This is a genomic window from Streptomyces shenzhenensis (genome assembly GCF_003688995.1).
In the GTDB taxonomy this organism is placed as follows: domain Bacteria; phylum Actinomycetota; class Actinomycetes; order Streptomycetales; family Streptomycetaceae; genus Streptomyces; species Streptomyces shenzhenensis_A.
Map to the genome: position 1 here is coordinate 30,487 of NZ_PENI01000020.1, position 18,448 is coordinate 48,934.

Below are 18,448 nucleotides of genomic sequence, written 5' to 3' on the forward strand. Positions count from 1 at the left end.
TGCCGTGGGCGAGACTTGCTCCGTGGCCTCCACTGACGACACCGGGCAGATCACCCGGCACGCATCCCAGCCCGGCACGACGCCGCCCGCCCGGCCCCCGGCCGACAGCGCCGCGCCGGGCGCCCGTATGCCGCGCTGGCTGCCGCGCGCCATGGTGCTCGCGCTCGCCCTCATCGCCTCGTTCCAGCTGGGCAGCTGGGCCTTCCACCAGCTGACCGGCCTGTTGATCAACATCCTCATCGCCTTCTTCCTGGCCCTCGCCATCGAGCCCGCGGTGAGCTGGATGGCCGCGCGCGGCATGCGCCGCGGGTTCGCCACCTTCCTGGTCTTCCTCGGCCTGGTGATCGTCACGGCGGGGTTCGTCACACTGCTCGGTTCGATGCTCGCGGGCCAGATCGTCAAGATGGTCGAGGGCTTCCCCGACTACCTCGACTCGGTCATCAACTGGATCAACGAGTCGTTCCGCACCGAACTCAGGCGGGTCGACGTCCAGGAGGGGCTGCTCCACTCCGACTGGCTGCGCAGGTACGCGCAGACCAGCGCCGCCGGAGTGCTCGACGTGTCCGCCCAGGTGCTCGGCGGCCTGTTCCAGCTGCTGACGATCGGGCTGTTCTCGTTCTACTTCGCCGCCGACGGGCCGCGCCTGCGCCGCGCCCTGTGCTCCGTGCTGCCGCCATCGCGCCAGGCGGAGGTGCTGCGCGCCTGGGAGATCGCCGTGGACAAGACCGGCGGCTACCTGTACTCCCGCGGGCTCATGGCGCTCGTCTCCGGGATCGCGCACTACATCCTGCTCCAGGCCCTGGGCGTGCCCTACGCGCCCGTCCTGGGCGTCTGGGTGGGCCTGGTCTCACAGTTCATCCCGACCATCGGCACGTATCTCGCGGGTGCGCTGCCCATGCTGATCGCGTTCACGGTCGACCCCTGGTACGCGGTGTGGGTGCTGGTCTTCGTCGTGATCTACCAGCAGTTCGAGAACTACGGGCTGCAGCCCAAACTCACCTCGAAGACCGTCGACATCCATCCCGCGGTCGCCTTCGGGTCGGTCATCGCGGGCACCGCGCTGCTCGGCGCCGTCGGCGCGCTCATCGCCATCCCCGCGGTCGCCACGCTGCAGGCATTCCTGGGCGCGTACGTGAAGCGGTACGACGTGACGGACGACCCCCGGGTGCAGGGCCACCGGACACGCGGCACGAGCGGGCCCGGACTCTTCACGCGCGCGTGGACGCAGTGGACGCGGCGTCCGCGACCGGGCGAGTCCGAGGCCCCGGAGGAGGGCTCCGCCTGATGACCGGGGGCGGCGCCGCGCTCAGTACGTGAGCACCGCCCAGACACCGGCCGCGGTGACCGCGGCCGCGTAGCAGCCGATCGCGGCGGCCACGACGCGCCGCCGGGATCGCTCGCTCCAGGACGTGCGGGACAGTAGCCAGGCCAGCGCCGGCAGCACCAGCACGGCGTGCAGGCTGACCCCGTGCAGCGGCTTGAGCGGTGCCGTCGAGTGGTAGGCGGCCTCCTGGTGGCCGGTCCGGGTGAGCACCACCCCGCGCGCGATCATCGCGGCACCCGAGGCGAGCGCCACGAGCAGGACGGCGAATCCGGACCGCACCGCCGGCGCCATGCCCGCGGGACCGGTCGGCCGGTGCAGGAAAGACGCGACCGCGAACACGGTGAGCAGCACCACGAGGACGCCGCCGCCGACCGCGAGCGTCATGGACACCGCCGTGTCGAAGGGCGTCTCCATGTCGAGATGCGAGGGCACCCGGCGCCAGGCCTGCAGGGTGATGCCGCCGACCTCCACCACGCAGTCGGCGGCGAACACGGCGAGCAGTCCGGCGCGCAGCCGCGCCCCGATGCGCAGATAAGCGGTCACCCAGGTGATGGCGATCAGCGTCACGCCGAAGGAGAGCCCGAACGTGACGGGTTTGCGCCAGGAGACGGGGCCGTACCAGGGGCCGCCGTCGATGGCGAACACGACCAGGTGCACGAGGCCGGAGACGACGAGGAGCAGGCCGATCGCATGACAGAGGCGCTCGACGGGGCGCGGATCATCCATGCGCCAAGACTCCCGGGCGGGTCCCCCGAGGTCGTCGTCCGGCCGGAGACACCCGCCGTACGCCGCGGGAAGTAGCCGCGGGAAGTAGGGGTGCAAGCGGCGGTGGAAGAAGGGGGACGGCGGCCGGATCGCTGGTCCTCATCGTGCTCGCGGTGCGGGGGCTGAGCCGGCTCCGGACCGGCACCGGCCGGCGCACCGCCCGCGGACTGGACGCCGGCGCTGTGCTTCGGCGCATCGGCCCTGGCGGTCTGCGTGACGGGCGTCATGCTGCTGCGACTCGGACATCGATATATCGGGGCGGTCCAACTGGGGCTCTGTGTCGTCCTGGCATTCCTCGCGCTGGGGCCCGGCCCTGACATCGCCCCTGTGCCGTCCAGCTTCGACGGCACAGGACGACAGGGTGCGGAAGTGCCGCGTGGTGCGCTTGACATGAAAATCGAACATCCATTCTCATGGAGGTCCAGGCGAGGTTCTCGACGGGGGCTTCGACCCGGTTCGAGTGGAGAAGTGCCGGAGTTATCCACAGGCCGGGTCGGCGTCGGGACGCATTGTCAGTGGCAGGCGTTAGCGTCTTTGACGTGAAGCGATCGACTCAAGCAAACCGGGTGGAACCCATGGCAGGTACCGACCGCGAGAAGGCGCTCGACGCCGCGCTCGCACAGATTGAACGGCAGTTCGGCAAGGGCGCGGTCATGCGCATGGGCGAGCGGTCGAGGGAGCCCATCGAGGTCATCCCGACCGGGTCGACCGCGCTCGACGTGGCCCTCGGCGTCGGCGGCCTGCCGCGCGGCCGTGTCGTCGAGATCTATGGACCGGAGTCCTCCGGTAAGACGACCCTGACACTGCACGCCGTGGCGAACGCGCAGAAGGCGGGCGGCCAGGTCGCGTTCGTGGACGCGGAGCACGCCCTCGACCCCGAGTACGCGCGCAAGCTGGGCGTCGACATCGACAACCTGATCCTGTCCCAGCCGGACAACGGCGAGCAGGCGCTGGAGATCGTGGACATGCTGGTCCGCTCCGGCGCGCTCGACCTGATCGTCATCGACTCCGTCGCCGCGCTCGTCCCGCGCGCGGAGATCGAGGGCGAGATGGGCGACAGCCATGTGGGTCTGCAGGCCCGGCTGATGAGCCAGGCGCTGCGGAAGATCACCAGCGCGCTCAACCAGTCCAAGACCACCGCCATCTTCATCAACCAGCTCCGCGAGAAGATCGGCGTCATGTTCGGCTCCCCGGAGACCACGACCGGCGGCCGGGCACTGAAGTTCTATGCCTCGGTGCGCATCGACATCCGCCGTATCGAGACGCTGAAGGACGGCACGGAAGCGGTCGGCAACCGCACCCGCTGCAAGGTCGTCAAGAACAAGGTCGCGCCGCCCTTCAAGCAGGCCGAGTTCGACATCCTCTACGGCCAGGGCATCAGCCGCGAGGGCGGCCTGATCGACATGGGCGTGGAGCACGGCTTCGTCCGCAAGGCCGGCGCCTGGTACACGTACGAGGGCGACCAGCTCGGCCAGGGCAAGGAGAACGCGCGCAACTTCCTCAAGGACAACCCCGACCTGGCCAACGAGATCGAGAAGAAGATCAAGGAGAAGCTGGGCGTCGGCGTGCGGCCGGAGGAGCCCGCCGCCGAGCCGGGGGCGGATGCCGCGGTCGCCGCAGCTCCGGGCGACGCGGCCAAGTCGGTGCCCGCCCCGGCAGCCGCCAAGGCCACCAAGCCCAAGGCCGCCACAGCCAAGAGCTGACCCGTGACACGACGAACCGACTGGGCCGATTACGCGCACCTCGACGCTCACCGGGAGCGGACGGGGAGAGGTGGCGTCGGTCCTGCCCGGGCGAACGACGGCACGGACGGCGAGGGGGCGTGCGACGACGACCGGCTGTTCAGGGGCGGATCCCGCGTCGGGGCCGACGGTTTCGGCCCCGACGGTCCGCAGGACTCGTACGGTGACGAGCCCTTCAGCGGCCGGCTCCGCGGGGCGGGGCGGCACGGGGACGGCCGTCACGGCGAGGGACCACGCGGCGTGGGGCCCCACGGGGGTGGGCCCCACAGCGAGGAACCACAGGGGGACGGACCGCCCGGTGGCGGGCGTCGTGGCGGCGGCCCGCGCGGGCGTCGTCGGCGTGGCTTCGGGGGACCCGCCGACGAAGACGGAGGCTCGTTCTCCTCGTCGAGGGCTGAGCAGGAGGAGTCTCCGGGGGACCCGGCTGAGCGGGCGCGGGCGATCTGTCTGCGCCTGCTCACCGGGACCCCGCGCACGCGCAAGCAACTGGCGGACGCCCTGCGCAAGAAGGAGATCCCGGAGGACGTCGCCGAGGAGGTGCTGTCGCGGTTCGAGGAGGTCGGCCTGATCGACGACAGCGCGTTCGCCGACGCCTGGGTGGAGTCCCGGCACCACGGGCGGGGGCTGGCCCGTCGCGCGCTCGCCAGGGAACTGCGCACCAAGGGAGTCGACTCGGCACTGATCGACGAGGCCGTGGCCCAACTCGACGCCGAACAGGAGGAGTCGACCGCCCGCGAGCTCGTCGCCCGTAAGCTGCGCTCCACCCGAGGCCTCGACCGGGACAAACGCATACGCCGCCTGGCCGGGATGCTCGCCCGCAAGGGCTACCCCGAGGGCATGGCCCTCCGGGTGGTCCGGCAGGCGCTGGAGGAAGAGGGTGAGGACACGGAGTTCCTCGGCGGCGAGGAACTCTGATCCGCCGGGGGCGGGGCGAGGCCGGTCAGCACGGTAGCGCCGTCGGGCCGTCTCGTCACCGAGGAGCGGTGCCGGCGCCGTCCCGGTCCGGCCGCTCCCCGGACCCGGAGGACCGGACACGGGGACCGGACCGGGGAAGTACCGGGGGAACGTGGAGCACCGGGGAGGAACATGGCCCCGCGGAGTGGAGGCCGCGGGTCAGAACGCCACCGGCAGTCCCGCCGCCTTCCACGCCTGGAAGCCGCCGATCAGGTCCGTGGCCCGGCGCAGGCCCAGCCGGTGCAGGGAGGAGACCGCCAGACTGGACGCGTAGCCCTCGTTGCAGATCACCACGACGCGCAGGTCGTGGCTGATGGCCTCGGGTGCGCGATGGCTGCCCCGGGGATCGAGGCGCCACTCCAGTTCGTTGCGCTCGATGACGAGCGCGCCGGGGATCAGCCCGTCGCGCTCACGCAGCGCCGCGTACCGGATGTCGACCAGCAGGGCCTCGCCGCCCTGCGCCGCGTCATACGCCTCACGGGGTTCGAACCGTCGGTAGCCCGCACGCACCTGTGCCAGCAACTCGTCGATGCCCAGCGGTCGTTCGGCCCCGCCTACGCCCGACGGCTGGCTCACTGCCAGTCCTCGGGACGCTCGACCTGCTCCAGACGCAGTACCTGACCGCTGCGGCTGTAGCGGCGGATCTGCGGCAGGGGCGGGTAGTAGGCGTGGACGGAGACCGCATGGCGCTCGGTGGACTCGTTGAGCACCTCGTGGACATGGTGCTGACCGAAGGAACGGCCCCGCCCGGCCGGCAGCCGCCGTTCGCGGTCCACGCCCTCGGTGAGTTCCAGCGTCTTCCAGCCGTCGGTGGGCAGCCGGGCGGCGAACGAGTTCTCCTTCAGTTCGCCCACCGCGGTCAGGAAGGCGCCGATCGACTCGGCGTGGTCGTGCCAGCCGGTACCGGTACCGGGAGGCCAGCCGATCAGCCAGGCCTCACTGCCGCCGGGACCGTCGAGGTGCACCCAGGTGCGTCCCTCAGGGTCGAGCGGAAGCGAGGCGATCAGTTCTGCGTCGGCGGCGGTCCGCCGGACGAAGTCGAGGAGGTCCGCCTGGGTGGGCGCGGCCGGGGCGGAGCCGGTGGCCGGGTCGGCGGAGGGAGCAGATGCGGAGGGAGAGACAGACACGTACACCGTCCTGTTGAGCGTTCGCCGAGAGCGCGCCGCAGGTCAGATGCGGCGCGCGGAGGAGAGAGGGGTGCGAATTCAGCAGGTGCGGCGACACACGCAGCCCGCATAGCGGACCAGGTCCATATGGACCCTCCGCCACAGGCGCACACAGGTGTCGATCACGAAGCGGAGTACACCACTGCGGAAGTGCGGTGGTCAACTCGTCGTCGGAATGTGGACCGGGCCACGGGGCGGGGAAGGGTCAGCGCGCGCCGGAGCCCGCCCCTGCCGCCGCCTCGGTCTCCTCCTCGGCCGCGCCGCCCAGCGCGGCCGCCGCGGCCGTGTACAGGTCGGCCGGACGGACGCCGCCCAGCGCGGTGACCAGGTGCCCGTCGGGGCGGACGAGCAGCACGGTGTGCGCGGGTGCTCCCGGGTATGCCTCGGCGACCAGCAGTTCGGCCGGATGCGGCAGTGCGGTCACCGCCGCCGCCAGACGGGGCATGATCCCGGCGGTCACCCAGTGCTTGCGGTCCCACACGCCCGTGCCCGGCGCGATCAGGACGGCCAGCAGCGCCCCGCGGCCGAGACGGTCCCGCAGCCGGACGAAGCTGCCGTCCTCCGCCGTGACCCGCACGTCGCTGACCTGCGCGCCCGGTGGCGTGCCGACCGGGACCTCCGCGTCGAGGGGGCCGGGCGCGAGCGGCGAGTCGGCGTACATCCCCGGGGCGCCGAGCTGCCCCCGTCCCAGATGACCGTCCGTGAGCAGCGTGTCGTGTCCGCGGGCGGAGCCGGGGACGTAGGTGCGCAGCCCGCCGCCGCCGCGCAGCACCGGAAGTGCCTGGTCGGCGGCGCGCAGCCGCGCGGCGACCACGGCGCGCCGCTCCGTCTGGTAGGAGTCGAGCAGCGCCTCGCGCGGGCCCTGGTGCCAGGCCGGCGCCAGCTTCCAGGCGAGGTTGTCGGCGTCCCTGAGCCCCTCGTCGAGCCCCTGGGTGCCGAGCGCGCCGAGCAGATGAGCGGCATCCCCGGCGAGGAACACCCGCCCCACGCGCCACCGCCGGGCGAGCCGGTGGTGGACCGTGTGGACGCCGGTGTCGAGGAGTTCGTACGGGGGTGTGGTGCCGCCCGTCCAGCCGGCCAGGGTCTCGCGGACCCGGGCCACCAGGAGCTCGGGCGTGATCAGGTCCTTGCCCGCCGGCAGCAGCCAGTCCAGGCGCCACACGCCGTCCGGCAGGGGGCGGGCGGTCACCTCCCCGGCGAACGGCCCGGACGCCCGCCACGGCGGCAGCCGGTGCAGCAACGCCCAGTCGGGCCGGGGCAGTTCGACGCGCAGCGCGGCGACGGCATGCCGCTCCACCGCCGTACGGCCGGGGAAGCGGATGTCCTGGAGCTTGCGCACGGTGGAGCGGGGTCCGTCGCACCCGACGAGATAGCTGCCGCGCCACCAGGTGCCGTCCGGGCCCCGGGTGTGGGCGGTGACGCCGGAGCGTTCCTGCTCGATCGTGTCGAGACGGCTGTCCACGACCAGCCTGGTCAGTGGCTCGTCGGCGAGCGCGGCGCGCAGGGTGCCGGTCAGCACGTGCTGCGCGATGTGCAGCGGGCCGGGCTCCTCGTCGTCGAACTCGATCTCGCCCATCACCTGCTTGCGCCGCAGCGACCGCCATCCGGCCCAGCGCAGTCCCCGCTCGGTGAGTGGGACGCCGGTGAGCCGGGTCACGAGTGCGGCGGTGTCCTCGCGCAGCACGACGGTGCGTGCGGCGCGGGGTTCGTCCGTGCCGGGACCCTCGTCCAGGACGACGGACGGCACGTCCTGGCGGGCCAGCGCCAGGGCGAGCGTGAGCCCGACGGGCCCCGCTCCGACGATGATCACCGGGTCCACGGCGTGGCGCCCCCTGCCCGCAGCTGTGCCTGGACGGACGCGTGTGAACAGGAAGGTGAAGCAGGGTGCACGATCACAGAACGTATGCAACCCATTGGCGGTGTTTGCGTCAAGTGACCGGGGGCAGTGGCGATCATGCCACTGCCCCCGGGGAGTTGTCGCCTCGTCAGATCATCGGCTCATCAGGCTCATCGGACACATTCGGACACATGAGGCTCGTCAAGAACGCGGTGCCCGCCGGCCCGTCGTGCTCATGGGCCCGCGGGCCTCACCCGACCTTCGTCACCTCTTCGTGCTCGCCCGGGGCGGCCAGTTCGGCGACCGCGTCCACGCCGAGCACCGCACCGGTGGACTTCTTGCCCTGCCGCAACCGTCGCTCCAGCCAGCCGGCGAAGGACGTGAGCGAGAAGTTGATCGCCACGAAGATCACGGCCACCACGGTGAAGGAGGCGATCGTGTTGGCCCCGTAGTAGGCGCTCATCGTGTTGGCCGAGGCGAGCAGTTCGGGGAAGGTCATGACCGCGCCGCCGAGCGCCGTGTCCTTCACGATCACCACGAGCTGGCTGACGATCGCCGGGAGCATCGCGGTGACCGCCTGCGGCAGCAGAACCAGCCGCATCGTCTGGTTCTTGCGCAGACCGATCGCCATCGCGGCCTCGGACTGACCCCGCGGCAGGGACAGGATGCCGGCCCGGACGATCTCGGCCAGGACGGACGCGTTGTACAGCACGAGGCCGGTGACGACCGCGTACAGCGGACGGCTGTCCGAGCTGATGTCGGTGTACTCGGAGTACCAGGCCATCCCGAAGATCATCAGGACCAGGACCGGGATCGCCCGGAAGAACTCGACCACGACCGAGGCCGGGACGCGCACCCACGCGTGGTCCGAGAGCCGGGCGATGCCGAGGACCGCGCCCAGCGGCAGCGCGATGATCATGGAGAGTGCCGCGGCCTTGAGCGTGTTCTCCAGACCGGGCCAGATGTAGGCCGTGTAGGCCTCGGTGCCGCCCAGGAAGGGCTTCCACTTCTCCCAGGCCAGTTGGTCCTTGTCGGCGAGGGTGCTGAACACCCACCACAGGACGGCGACCGCGGCGACGGTGAAGACCGCCGTGTACAGGACGTTGCGCCGCTTGGCGTGCGGGCCCTGGGCATCGTAGAGGACCGAACTCATCGTTTCACCGCCACCTTCTTGGCCACCCAGCCGAGGAACAGACCGGTCGGCAGCGTCAGACAGCAGAAGCCGACGGCGATGATGGCTGAGATCAGTACCAGCTGCGCCTCGTTCTCGACCATTTCCTTCATCAGGTACGCGGCCTCCGCCACGCCGATCGCGGCCGCCACCGTGGTGTTCTTGGTCAGCGCGATCAGGACGTTCGTCAGCGGGCCGACGGCCGCCCGGAAGGCCTGCGGCAGCACCACCAGGCCCAGCACCTGGGTGAAGTTGAGGCCGAGCGCCCGAGCCGCCTCGGCCTGCCCGACCGGCACCGTGTTGATGCCGGACCGCAGCGCCTCGCACACGAAGGCGGCCGTGTACAGCATCAGGCCGAGCACGGCCAGCCGGAAGTTGCTCGTCTTGACGACCTCCGAACCCATGGTGATGTTCAGCGTCGAGTACAGGCCGAGCGAACTGAACAGGATGATCACCGTGAGCGGGATGTTCCGCACGATGTTCACGTAGGCGGTTGCGAAACCGCGCATCAGCGGCACCGGGCCCACCCGCATGGCGGCCAGCAGGGTGCCCCAGATCAGGGAGCCCACGGCCGACAGCAGCGTCAGCTGCACCGTCGTCCAGAAGGCGCCCAGCAGGTCGTAACCCTCAAGAAAGTCGAACACGATCTCCCGCGCTTCCGCGTGTAGGGATGCCCTGGTGCGCCGCCGCGAGGTCGGCGCACCAGTCGGGCGCTGCCTCAGCTCTTGATGTCACCGATCTTCGGGGCGGGCTCGTTCTTGTAGTTGGCCGGACCGAAGTTGCTGTCCACGACCTTCTGCCAGGAACCGTCGGAGACCATCTCCTCGAGGGCCTTGTTGATCTTGTCCTTGAGGTCGCTGCCCTTCTTGACCCCGATGCCGTAGTTCTCGTTGGTCATCTTGAGGCCGGCGAGCTTGAACTTGCCCTTGAACTGGGACTGCGCGGCGTAGCCGGCGAGGATCGAGTCGTCCGTGGTGAGCGCGTCGATGGCCGCGTTCTGGAGACCGGTCAGACAGGCGGAGTACGTCGGGTACTCCTGGAGCTGGGCCTTGGGGGCCAGCTTGTCCTTGACGTTCTGCGCCGAGGTCGAACCGGTCACCGAACACAGCTTCTTGCTGTTGAGGTCCGCGGGCGCCTTGATGCTGTTGTCGTCCGCGCGGATCAGCACGTCCTGGTGGGCCAGCAGGTACGGGCCGGCGAAGTCGACCAGCTGCTCGCGCTCCGGGGTGATCGAGTAGGAGGCGGCGATGAAGTCGACGTCACCGCGCTTGAGCATCGTCTCGCGGTCGGCGCTCTTCGACTCCTTCCACTCGATCTGGTCCTCGCTGTAGCCGAGCTTCCCGGCGACGTACGTGGCCACGTCGACGTCGAAGCCCGTGTAGCCCTGCGGGGTCTTCTGGCCGATGCCGGGCTGGTCGAACTTGATGCCGATGGTGATCTTCTTGCTGCCGCCGGAGGAACCGCTGTCGTCCTTCTTGTCGTCGGAACCGCACGCGGTGGCAGCCAGGGAGAGGGCGAGCACGGCGGCCGAGGCTGCGGTGACCTTGCGGAGCTTCATGGTGAACATCCTTCGTGTGGTGAGGAAGCGGGCGTCGATGCGGGTGCCCGGGTCGTCCGGGATGCGGGTGAGGCGCCGTCAGTGGTGCAGGATCTTCGACAGGAAGTCCTTGGCCCGGTCGCTGCGCGGGTTGCTGAAGAACTGGTCCGGTGCGGACTGTTCGACGATGCGGCCGTCCGCCATGAAGACCACGCGGTTCGCGGCCGAGCGCGCGAAGCCCATCTCATGGGTGACGACGATCATGGTCATGCCGTCGCGGGCGAGTTGCTGCATGACCTCCAGGACCTCGTTGATCATCTCGGGGTCGAGGGCGGAGGTCGGCTCGTCGAAGAGCATCACCTTCGGGTCCATCGCCAGGGCCCGTGCGATGGCCACGCGCTGCTGCTGCCCGCCGGAGAGCTGCGCGGGGTACTTGTCGGCCTGGGTGCCCACGCCGACCCGGTCGAGCAGCGCCCGGGCCTTCTCCTCGGCCTGCTTCTTGTCCGCCTTGCGGACCTTGACCTGCCCCAGCATCACGTTCTCGAGCACGGTCTTGTGCGCGAAGAGATTGAAGGACTGGAACACCATCCCGACGTCCGCCCGCAGCCGGGCCAGTTCCCTGCCCTCGTCGGGCAGCGGCTTGCCGTCGATCGTGATGGCGCCCGAATCAATGCTCTCCAGGCGGTTGATGGTGCGGCACAGGGTCGATTTACCGGACCCGGAGGGTCCGATGACCACGACGACCTCGCCGCGAGCGATCGTCAGATCGATGTCCTGGAGCACGTGCAACGCGCCGAAGTGCTTGTTGACGCTCTTCAGGACGACCAGATCGCCGGTCGCGGCCACGTCTTCCTTGGCCACCGATACTTCGGTCATCGCTCTCAGGCTCCGTCCTCCTCGGTTTCGGAGGACAGTAGTGAGCCCATGCGACAAGCGTCATCACATCTGAGGGGAATCTGAGCATCACGATCCGATAGCAATCGGACACGTGTCGTAGCAGTGGCGACCTGGTCACGTATCGGCCGCGTAACGGATGCGGTGGGTAACCAGAACCCTCTTGACGCCGTCCTTATCCATCGGCGTCACTGCCATGGTGCACGCGCGCGGGGGCAACCTTTTTGTGCGCGGGCACCTTCCTAATGGCCGATTGCGAACCGCGACGGTACGAACGCTGAACCGGAGGGGGCGGGGATGAGACTGCTGCTCGTCGAGGACGACAACCACGTCGCGGCGGCACTGTCCGCGATCCTGGCACGGCACGGCTTCGACGTCACGCACGCGCGCAGCGGCGAGGAGGCGCTCCAGGCGCTCGTCCCCGAAGGCCCCGGCTTCGGCGTGGTCCTGCTCGACCTGGGCCTGCCCGACCAGGACGGCTACGAGGTGTGCGGCAAGATCCGCAAGCGCACCGGCACCCCGGTGATCATGGTCACCGCGCGCTCCGACGTCCGCTCCCGCATCCACGGCCTCAACCTCGGCGCCGACGACTACGTGGTGAAGCCGTACGACACCGGGGAACTGCTCGCCCGGATCCACGCCGTCAGCCGGCGCACCGCCCACGAGGACGCCGTGACCAGCGGCGACAGTGCGCTGCGGCTCGGCGCCGTGCACATCGAACTGCCCACCCGTCAGGTCACGGTGGACGGCACGGTGATCCAGCTGACCCGCAAGGAGTTCGACCTGCTCGCGCTGCTCGCCCAGCGGCCGGGCGTGGTGTTCCGCCGGGAACAGATCATCAGCGAGGTCTGGCGCACCAGTTGGGAGGGCACGGGGCGCACGCTGGAGGTGCACGTCGCCTCCCTGCGCGCCAAACTGCGCATGCCCGCACTGATCGAGACCGTACGCGGCGTGGGCTACCGGCTCGTCGCCCCGGGCGCCTAGCGGGCACGGGTGCGCACACGTCTCCTTCCGCTGCTCATCGTCCTGATGGCGGCCGTGCTGCTCGCGCTCGGCGTCCCGCTCGCCGTCAGCAGCGCGGCGGCCGAGCAGCAGACCGTGGTCGTCGACCGGATCGACGACACGGCCCGGTTCGCCGCGCTGGCCCAGTTCGTCACCGACGCGCCCGTCGGGGCGCGCCGCTCGACCGAGGACGAGCGCAAGGAGACCCTGCGCCGCGAACTCACCAGCTACTACGAGGTCTACGGCATCCGCGCGGGCGTCTTCTACCGCAACGCCTCGCCGATGGCGAACGCGCCCGGTGACTGGCTGCTGCCCGAGGAGGGCGAGGTGCGCGACGCCTTCGAGGAGGCGCTGCTCAGCCGGCGCAGCCACGACCCGGAGCAGGTGTGGCCCTGGCAGCGCAGCCGGCTCGTCGTGGCGTCGCCGGTGATCCGCGACGGTGACGTGGCCGCCGTGGTGGTCACCGACTCGCCGACCGGGGCGATGCGTTCGCGGACGCTGCGCGGCTGGCTGCTCGTCGGCGCCGGTGAGATCGCCGCGATGCTGCTCGCCGTCGGCGCCGCCCTCCGGCTGACCGGTTGGGTGCTGCGGCCCGTGCGCGTCCTGGACGCCACCACCCACGACATCGCGACCGGACGCCTGAAGTCGCGGGTGGCGGAGGCCGGCGGCCCGCCGGAACTGCGCAGGCTGGCCCGTTCGTTCAACGAGATGGCGGACAACGTCGAGAGCGTGCTGGAGCAGCAGCGCGCCTTCGTCGCGGACGCCTCGCACCAGTTGCGCAACCCGCTCTCCGCGCTGCTGCTGCGCATCGAACTGCTCGCGCTCGAACTGCCCGAGGGCAACGAGGAGATCGCCTCCGTCCAGACCGAGGGCAGACGGCTCGCCGAGGTCCTGGACGACCTGCTGGACCTGGCCCTGGCCGAGCACGCCGAGGCGGACCTGCGACTGACCGACATCGGTCAGGTCGCGGCGGAGCGGGTGGCGGCCTGGGCGCCGGCCGCCGCGGCCAAGGGCGTCCGGCTGGTCGGAGACTGCCCGCCCACCACCGCCTGGGCCGACCCGATCACGCTGTCCAGCGCTCTCGACGCCGTGATCGACAACGCGGTGAAGTTCACGCCCGAGGACGGCACCGTGGAGGTGGCCGTCGCCTCCAACGGCGACGCCTCGACGGTGGTGGTCACGGACACCGGGCCCGGCCTGTCCGACGAGGAACTGGCCCGCATCGGCGACCGGTTCTGGCGCAGCGGCCGGCACCAGAACATCAAGGGCTCCGGCCTGGGCCTGTCCATCACCCGGGCCCTGCTCGCGGCGGGCCGCGGCTCGATCGCGTACGGGCACCACGCGCCGCGCGGCCTGACGGTGACGGTGACCGTGCCCAGGCACGGGCCGGTGGCGTCGAGCGTGCCTACGGTTTGACCGACCGGTAGTACCGCCGCGCGCCCTCGTGCAGGGTCAGCGGGTCGGTGTAGATCGCGGTGCGCAGGTCGACGAGCTGCGCGGAGTGGACGTGGCTGCCGATGTCGTCACGGCTCTTGATCACCGTGCGGGTCAGCCACTCGGTGAGCCTCGGGTCCACGTCCTTGCGGGTCATCAGCAGATTGGAGACCGCGATCGTCGCCACCGTCATGCCGTGCTGGGCGGACGGATAGGCGGACTCGGGCATGTTGGTGGTGCGGTAGTAGCGGGTGACGTCACCCTGGCCGCGCAACTGGGCCACCAGGTCCGCCCCGATCGGGACGAACCGGAGGCCGAAGGTCCGGGCCACCTCGGACAGCCCCTTCGTGGGCAGTCCGCCCGACCAGAAGAACGCGTCGATGTCGCCCCGCCTCAGCCGGTCGGGCCCGGTGTCGATGCCGTCGGCCAGGGGCGTGATGTCCTTGCCGGGATCGACCCCCGCGGCCCTGAGCACCCGGTCGGCGATCAGCCGCACCCCGGAGTCGACCGGACCTATGGCCACCCGCTTGTGCTTCAGGTCCGCGACCGTCCGCACCTCGGAGTCGCGCGGGACGATCAGCTGCACATAGTCGTCGTACAGCCGGGCCACGCCGCGCAGGTCCGCTGCGCCGGGACGGTGGTCGAGCACATACGTCTCCACCGCGTCGGCCGCCGCGATGGTGAAGTCGGCCTCACCGGTCGCCACCCGCTGCACGTTCTCCTGCGAGCCGGCGCTGTTCAGCAGCTTCACCTCCAACCCCGGCATGTCCTTGTCGAGTTCGGTGCGCAGCCGCTCGCCGTACTCCTGGTACACCCCGCGCTGGGTCCCGGTGCTGAAGACGATCGTCCCGGTCGGCGGGTGCTCGCCCAGGGGCAGCAGCCACCACGCCAACAGGGCGAGGGCGACGACACCGACGGCCGCGCCCTGCAACGCCCGGCGCTTGCCGATACGGGGGAACACCTTGGACATGCGCGCGATCCTGCCAGCCCGGCCACGGTCCTGACCAGGGCGGGCGGTGGTGAGCGAGACCGGGGCCGGGCGGGGTGACGGCGGCCACAGCCGGGTCGGGCGGGGCGCGGCTGATGTCATGCCCGGGCAGGGCGGCGCGTGTTCGGTGCTGTGGCCACGTCGGGCGGGGCACGTCGGGCGTCGCGGTCAGGCCGGGGCGCGGGCGCTGCCACCGCCCGGTGATACCGGGGGCGCGGGCGATGCCACCCGCCCGGTCGGGCAGGTCGCGGGCGATGTCACGGCCCGGTCGGCAGGCCGCGGGCGTTGTCACAGGTGGCCGTTACAGTCGCCGTATGACCTCCACGCCCGCCCACCTCGTCCGTGAGTTCCATCTGGCCCTCGGCCTCGACGCCCGCAGCACACCGGCCGAGGTGTCCCCCGAACTGGCCGCGCACCGCGGGGAGCTGCTCGCCGAGGAGGCCGCGGAGGTGGCCGAGGTCTCGGTGGCCGGCCCCCTCGACCGGCTCGCGCACGAACTGGCCGACGTGGTCTATGTGGCGTACGGCACCGCGCTGGTCCACGGGATCGACCTCGACGCGGTGCTGGCCGAGGTGCACCGCTCCAACATGAGCAAGCTGGGACCCGACGGCCAGGTCGCCCGCCGGTCCGACGGCAAGGTGCTCAAGGGCGAGCACTACGAGGCGCCGGACGTGTCCGCGGTCCTGCGCCGCCAGGGCTGGCTCCCGGGCGGCGCCTGACGGCGCCCCCGCCGTGCCGGGCCCGGCCTCCCGGGGCATGGCGGCAGGGGCCTTCCCGGGAGCGCCTACCCTTGAGGAATGACCAGCAGCAGCGACCGGAGCCCCGCAGTGGACGTTCGAGGATCTAAGAGCTACGAAATCCGGACCTACGGGTGCCAGATGAACGTTCACGACTCCGAGCGATTGTCCGGGCTGCTCGAAGAAGCCGGTTACGTACGCGCCCCCGAGGGGTCCGACGGCGACGCGGACGTCGTCGTCTTCAACACATGCGCCGTGCGCGAGAACGCCGACAACCGGCTGTACGGCAACCTCGGCCGGCTCGCGCCACAGAAGGCCCGGCGCCCCGGCATGCAGATCGCGGTCGGCGGCTGCCTGGCCCAGAAGGACCGGGACACGATCGTGAAGAAGGCGCCCTGGGTGGACGTCGTCTTCGGCACGCACAACATCGGCAAGCTGCCCGTCCTGCTGGAGCGCGCCCGCGTGCAGGAGGAGGCCCAGGTCGAGATCGCCGAGTCCCTGGAGGCGTTCCCCTCGACGCTGCCGACCCGGCGCGAGAGCGCGTACGCGGCCTGGGTGTCGATCTCCGTCGGCTGCAACAACACCTGCACCTTCTGCATCGTGCCCGCGCTGCGCGGCAAGGAGAAGGACCGTCGCCTCGGCGACATCCTCGCCGAGGTCGAGGCCCTGGTCGCCGAGGGCGTCTCCGAGATCACGCTGCTCGGCCAGAACGTCAACGCCTACGGCTCCGACATCGGCGACCGTGAGGCGTTCAGCAAGCTGCTGCGAGCCTGCGGCGCCGTCGAGGGTCTGGAGCGGGTGCGCTTCACCTCGCCGCACCCCCGCGACTTCACCGACGACGTGATCGCCGCCATGGCCGAGACGCCGAACGCCATGCCGCAGCTGCACATGCCCCTCCAGTCCGGCTCGGACACCGTCCTGAAGGCGATGCGCCGCTCCTACCGGCAGGAGCGTTACCTCGGCATCATCGAGAAGGTGCGCGCCGCGATCCCGCACGCGGCGATCACCACCGACATCATCGTGGGCTTCCCCGGGGAGACGGAGGAGGACTTCGAGCAGACCCTCCACGTCGTCCGGGAGGCGCGCTTCGCGCAGGCGTTCACCTTCCAGTACTCCAAGCGCCCCGGCACCCCGGCGGCCACCATGGACGACCAGATCCCCAAGGAGGTCGTCCAGGCGCGCTACGAGCGGCTGGTCGCCCTCCAGGAGGAGATCTCCTGGGAGGAGAACAAGAAGCAGGTCGGTCGCACTCTGGAGCTGATGGTCGCGGAGGGCGAGGGCCGCAAGGACGGCGCGACGCACCGCCTCTCCGGCCGCGCCCCCGACAACCGCCTGGTCCACTTCACCAAGCCCGAGCAGCCGGTGCGCCCCGGCGACGTGGTCACCGTCGAGGTGACGTACGCCGCCCCGCACCACCTCCTCGCCGAGGGACCTGCCCTCGCCGTGCGCCGCACGCGCGCGGGTGACGCCTGGGAGAAGCGGACCCAGGCCGAGTCGGCCAAGCCGGCGGGCGTCATGCTGGGGCTGCCCCGGATCGGTGTACCGGAGCCCCTGCCGGCCGCCACGGGTGCCTGCGGCTGCGACTGACGTACGCTGCCGATCATGCTTGTCGCCGCCGCAGTCTGCCCCTGTCCTCCGCTCCTCGTGCCCGCGGTCGCGGCGGGTGCCGCGGCGGAACTGGACGTCGCGCGTGCCGCGTGCGCGGACGCGCTCGGCGTGCTCGCCGCCGCCCGCCCCGAGCGCCTGGTGGTCGTCGGACCCGCCGGGCCGGACGGGCGCGGCGCCCACCCACAGGGCGCCCGGGGCTCCTTCCGCGGCTTCGGCGTGGATCTCGACGTCCGGCTGGGGCCGGGCGGCGACGCGGACGCCGAGCGGGCGCTGCCGCCGTCGCTCGCCGTCGCCGCCTGGCTGCTGGAGCGGGCCGGCTGGGCGGGCGCGCCGATCGAGGGGCTCGGCGTGGGGGAACCGCTGGCCCCCGAGCGGTGTATCGAAGCGGGAAGGGACATCGCTGCGCGGGCCGGGCGGACGGCACTGCTGGTGATGGGCGACGCCAGCGCGTGCCGCACGCTCAAGGCGCCGGGCTATCTGGACGAGCGGGCGGCACCGTTCGACGCGGAGGTCGCGCGTGCGCTGGGGGCGGCGGACCTGGCGGCACTCACGGCACTGGACGCCGAGCTGGCGCGGGAGCTGAAGGCGTCGGGCCGCGTGCCCTGGCAGATCCTCGCGGGCGCCGCCGAGGGCGCGGACCTGACGGGCGCACTGCTCTACGACGACGCCCCCTACGGCGTGGGGTACCTGGTGGCTGCCTGGTCCTAGGACCGGGGCCCGCGGCGGCCCGGTTACCCGGTCCGCGGCGACCCGATTTCACGGCCAGAGGCGGCCCGGTTCCCGGTCCGCGGGGGTCCGGTCTCCCGGGCGGGGCGTCCTGGGTCCACGGCCGGCGGGTCCGCGTCCCGGACGCGGACCCGCGTGATCAGGAGGACGGCGGAGGCGTCTCCGGCGGCGTGTCTGCCGTGCCCGTCGTCCCCTTCGTTTCCGTTGTCCCCGTGGTTCCCGCGGTTCCGCTCGGGCCGCCGTCCGTCTCGGAACCGCCCTTGTGCGCGAGCCGGTCCATGGCGCCCTTGGCCTTGTCGGTGCCCGCGTGGATCTTGTCGCTGTACTTGCCCTTGGTCTTCTCGTCGACCACCTTGGCGGCCTTGTCGATGCCGTCCTGGATCTTGCCCCCGTGCTGCTGCGCGAGGTCGGACACCTTGTCCTTGGCCGGGCCCAGCTTGGCCTTCACATTGTCGAAAAGACCCATGGTCCACCTTCCTTGCGGGACGGTTGCCTGCGGGCACCCGCACCGCCCCCCGCCGCCCCCGCGGCTCCCTCGCCGCGGCCCCTGTGCCGAGTCGCGA

General features: G+C 71.3%; 19 protein-coding genes. 8 read left to right on the forward strand and 11 right to left on the reverse strand.

The annotated features are described in order from the left end of the window. Positions 1-22 precede the first annotated feature (22 nt). Positions 23-1,285: an AI-2E family transporter gene (locus CTZ28_RS27430; protein ID WP_259471832.1), complete on the forward strand. Its 1,263-nt coding sequence runs from the start codon at positions 23-25 to the stop codon at positions 1,283-1,285. A gap of 21 nt (positions 1,286-1,306) precedes the next feature. Here CTZ28_RS27430 and CTZ28_RS27435 read toward each other — a convergent pair whose 3' ends face one another. After that, the gene (locus tag CTZ28_RS27435; protein WP_121892389.1) at positions 1,307-2,050 is read right to left on the reverse strand and encodes a hypothetical protein; all 744 of its coding nucleotides are present in this window, start codon (positions 2,048-2,050) and stop codon (positions 1,307-1,309) included. A 614-nt stretch (positions 2,051-2,664) separates the two neighbouring features. Here CTZ28_RS27435 and recA point away from each other — a divergent pair. Then, complete coding sequence (gene recA, locus CTZ28_RS27445) at positions 2,665-3,792, forward strand: recombinase RecA (RefSeq protein ID WP_121892390.1); 1,128 nt, start codon at positions 2,665-2,667, stop codon at positions 3,790-3,792. Between the two features lie 3 nt (positions 3,793-3,795). Then, positions 3,796-4,746, forward strand: coding sequence for a recombination regulator RecX (gene recX, locus CTZ28_RS27450; RefSeq protein ID WP_121892391.1), 951 nt, complete (start codon positions 3,796-3,798; stop codon positions 4,744-4,746). A gap of 198 nt (positions 4,747-4,944) precedes the next feature. On the opposite strand, the gene CTZ28_RS27455 is transcribed toward recX, so the two are convergent. From CTZ28_RS27455 to CTZ28_RS27485, 8 genes are all read right to left on the reverse strand, one after another. Beyond that, on the reverse strand, positions 4,945-5,361 hold the full coding sequence (locus CTZ28_RS27455; protein ID WP_398656826.1) for a rhodanese-like domain-containing protein: 417 nt from the start codon (positions 5,359-5,361) through the stop codon (positions 4,945-4,947). Continuing rightward, positions 5,358-5,912, reverse strand: coding sequence for a cupin domain-containing protein (locus tag CTZ28_RS27460; protein WP_121892393.1), 555 nt, complete (start codon positions 5,910-5,912; stop codon positions 5,358-5,360). Before CTZ28_RS27460 ends, CTZ28_RS27455 begins: the two co-directional genes overlap by 4 nt. 78 nt (positions 5,913-5,990) lie before the next feature. Beyond that, on the reverse strand, positions 5,991-6,038 hold the full coding sequence (locus tag CTZ28_RS49665) for a hypothetical protein (RefSeq protein ID WP_351741692.1): 48 nt from the start codon (positions 6,036-6,038) through the stop codon (positions 5,991-5,993). A gap of 118 nt (positions 6,039-6,156) precedes the next feature. Next, positions 6,157-7,770 carry an FAD-dependent monooxygenase gene (locus tag CTZ28_RS27465; RefSeq protein ID WP_121892394.1) on the reverse strand — a complete coding sequence of 538 codons (1,614 nt, stop codon included), beginning with the start codon at positions 7,768-7,770 and terminating at the stop codon, positions 6,157-6,159. Between the two features lie 268 nt (positions 7,771-8,038). Continuing rightward, the gene (locus CTZ28_RS27470; protein ID WP_121892395.1) at positions 8,039-8,941 is read right to left on the reverse strand and encodes an amino acid ABC transporter permease; all 903 of its coding nucleotides are present in this window, start codon (positions 8,939-8,941) and stop codon (positions 8,039-8,041) included. Further along, the gene (locus CTZ28_RS27475) at positions 8,938-9,603 is read right to left on the reverse strand and encodes an amino acid ABC transporter permease (protein WP_121892396.1); all 666 of its coding nucleotides are present in this window, start codon (positions 9,601-9,603) and stop codon (positions 8,938-8,940) included. Before CTZ28_RS27475 ends, CTZ28_RS27470 begins: the two co-directional genes overlap by 4 nt. Positions 9,604-9,677: 74 nt before the next feature. Further along, entirely contained in the window at positions 9,678-10,517 is an 840-nt protein-coding gene (locus CTZ28_RS27480; RefSeq protein WP_121892487.1) for a glutamate ABC transporter substrate-binding protein, read from the reverse strand. Between the two features lie 78 nt (positions 10,518-10,595). After that, complete coding sequence (locus tag CTZ28_RS27485) at positions 10,596-11,372, reverse strand: amino acid ABC transporter ATP-binding protein (RefSeq protein ID WP_121892397.1); 777 nt, start codon at positions 11,370-11,372, stop codon at positions 10,596-10,598. Between the two features lie 315 nt (positions 11,373-11,687). Here CTZ28_RS27485 and CTZ28_RS27490 point away from each other — a divergent pair, with 315 nt between their 5' ends. Further along, a complete protein-coding gene (locus CTZ28_RS27490; protein ID WP_121892398.1) occupies positions 11,688-12,374 on the forward strand; it encodes a response regulator transcription factor in 687 nt (228 codons plus the stop codon). A gap of 9 nt (positions 12,375-12,383) precedes the next feature. Then, a complete protein-coding gene (locus CTZ28_RS27495; protein WP_121892399.1) occupies positions 12,384-13,808 on the forward strand; it encodes a sensor histidine kinase in 1,425 nt (474 codons plus the stop codon). Here the strand turns inward: CTZ28_RS27495 and CTZ28_RS27500 are convergent. Next, entirely contained in the window at positions 13,798-14,796 is a 999-nt protein-coding gene (locus CTZ28_RS27500) for a TAXI family TRAP transporter solute-binding subunit (protein WP_121892400.1), read from the reverse strand. The two genes, CTZ28_RS27495 and CTZ28_RS27500, sit on opposite strands and share 11 nt — an antisense overlap. 332 nt (positions 14,797-15,128) lie before the next feature. On the opposite strand from CTZ28_RS27500, the gene CTZ28_RS27505 reads away from it, so the two are divergent. From CTZ28_RS27505 to CTZ28_RS27515, 3 genes are all read left to right on the forward strand, one after another. Further along, positions 15,129-15,533, forward strand: coding sequence for a pyrophosphohydrolase domain-containing protein (locus tag CTZ28_RS27505; RefSeq protein ID WP_121892401.1), 405 nt, complete (start codon positions 15,129-15,131; stop codon positions 15,531-15,533). 78 nt (positions 15,534-15,611) lie between these two features. Beyond that, positions 15,612-17,138, forward strand: a complete 1,527-nt coding sequence (miaB, locus tag CTZ28_RS27510; RefSeq protein ID WP_121892402.1) for a tRNA (N6-isopentenyl adenosine(37)-C2)-methylthiotransferase MiaB — start codon at positions 15,612-15,614, stop codon at positions 17,136-17,138. A 15-nt stretch (positions 17,139-17,153) separates the two neighbouring features. Continuing rightward, on the forward strand, positions 17,154-17,867 hold the full coding sequence (locus CTZ28_RS27515) for a class III extradiol dioxygenase subunit B-like domain-containing protein (protein ID WP_121892403.1): 714 nt from the start codon (positions 17,154-17,156) through the stop codon (positions 17,865-17,867). Positions 17,868-18,024: 157 nt separating this feature from the next. On the opposite strand, the gene CTZ28_RS27520 is transcribed toward CTZ28_RS27515, so the two are convergent. After that, positions 18,025-18,351 (reverse strand): antitoxin, encoded by a 327-nt coding sequence (locus CTZ28_RS27520; RefSeq protein WP_121892404.1) that lies wholly within the window; start codon positions 18,349-18,351, stop codon positions 18,025-18,027. Between the last annotated feature and the right edge of the window lie 97 nt (positions 18,352-18,448).

Excerpts from the sequence above, each read along its gene's own strand:
- recA (WP_121892390.1), top strand. The coding sequence starts at position 2,665 with ATGGCAGGTACCGACCGCGAGAAGGCGCTCGACGCCGCGCTCGCACAG.
- CTZ28_RS27500 (WP_121892400.1), bottom strand. The coding sequence starts at position 14,796 with ATGTCCAAGGTGTTCCCCCGTATCGGCAAGCGCCGGGCGTTGCAGGGC.
- CTZ28_RS27435 (WP_121892389.1), bottom strand. The coding sequence starts at position 2,050 with ATGGATGATCCGCGCCCCGTCGAGCGCCTCTGTCATGCGATCGGCCTG.
- CTZ28_RS27470 (WP_121892395.1), bottom strand. The coding sequence starts at position 8,941 with ATGAGTTCGGTCCTCTACGATGCCCAGGGCCCGCACGCCAAGCGGCGC.
- miaB (WP_121892402.1), top strand. The coding sequence starts at position 15,612 with ATGACCAGCAGCAGCGACCGGAGCCCCGCAGTGGACGTTCGAGGATCT.
- CTZ28_RS27480 (WP_121892487.1), bottom strand. The coding sequence starts at position 10,517 with ATGAAGCTCCGCAAGGTCACCGCAGCCTCGGCCGCCGTGCTCGCCCTC.
- CTZ28_RS27490 (WP_121892398.1), top strand. The coding sequence starts at position 11,688 with ATGAGACTGCTGCTCGTCGAGGACGACAACCACGTCGCGGCGGCACTG.
- CTZ28_RS27520 (WP_121892404.1), bottom strand. The coding sequence starts at position 18,351 with ATGGGTCTTTTCGACAATGTGAAGGCCAAGCTGGGCCCGGCCAAGGAC.
- CTZ28_RS27505 (WP_121892401.1), top strand. The coding sequence starts at position 15,129 with ATGACCTCCACGCCCGCCCACCTCGTCCGTGAGTTCCATCTGGCCCTC.
- CTZ28_RS27515 (WP_121892403.1), top strand. The coding sequence starts at position 17,154 with ATGCTTGTCGCCGCCGCAGTCTGCCCCTGTCCTCCGCTCCTCGTGCCC.
- CTZ28_RS27485 (WP_121892397.1), bottom strand. The coding sequence starts at position 11,372 with ATGACCGAAGTATCGGTGGCCAAGGAAGACGTGGCCGCGACCGGCGAT.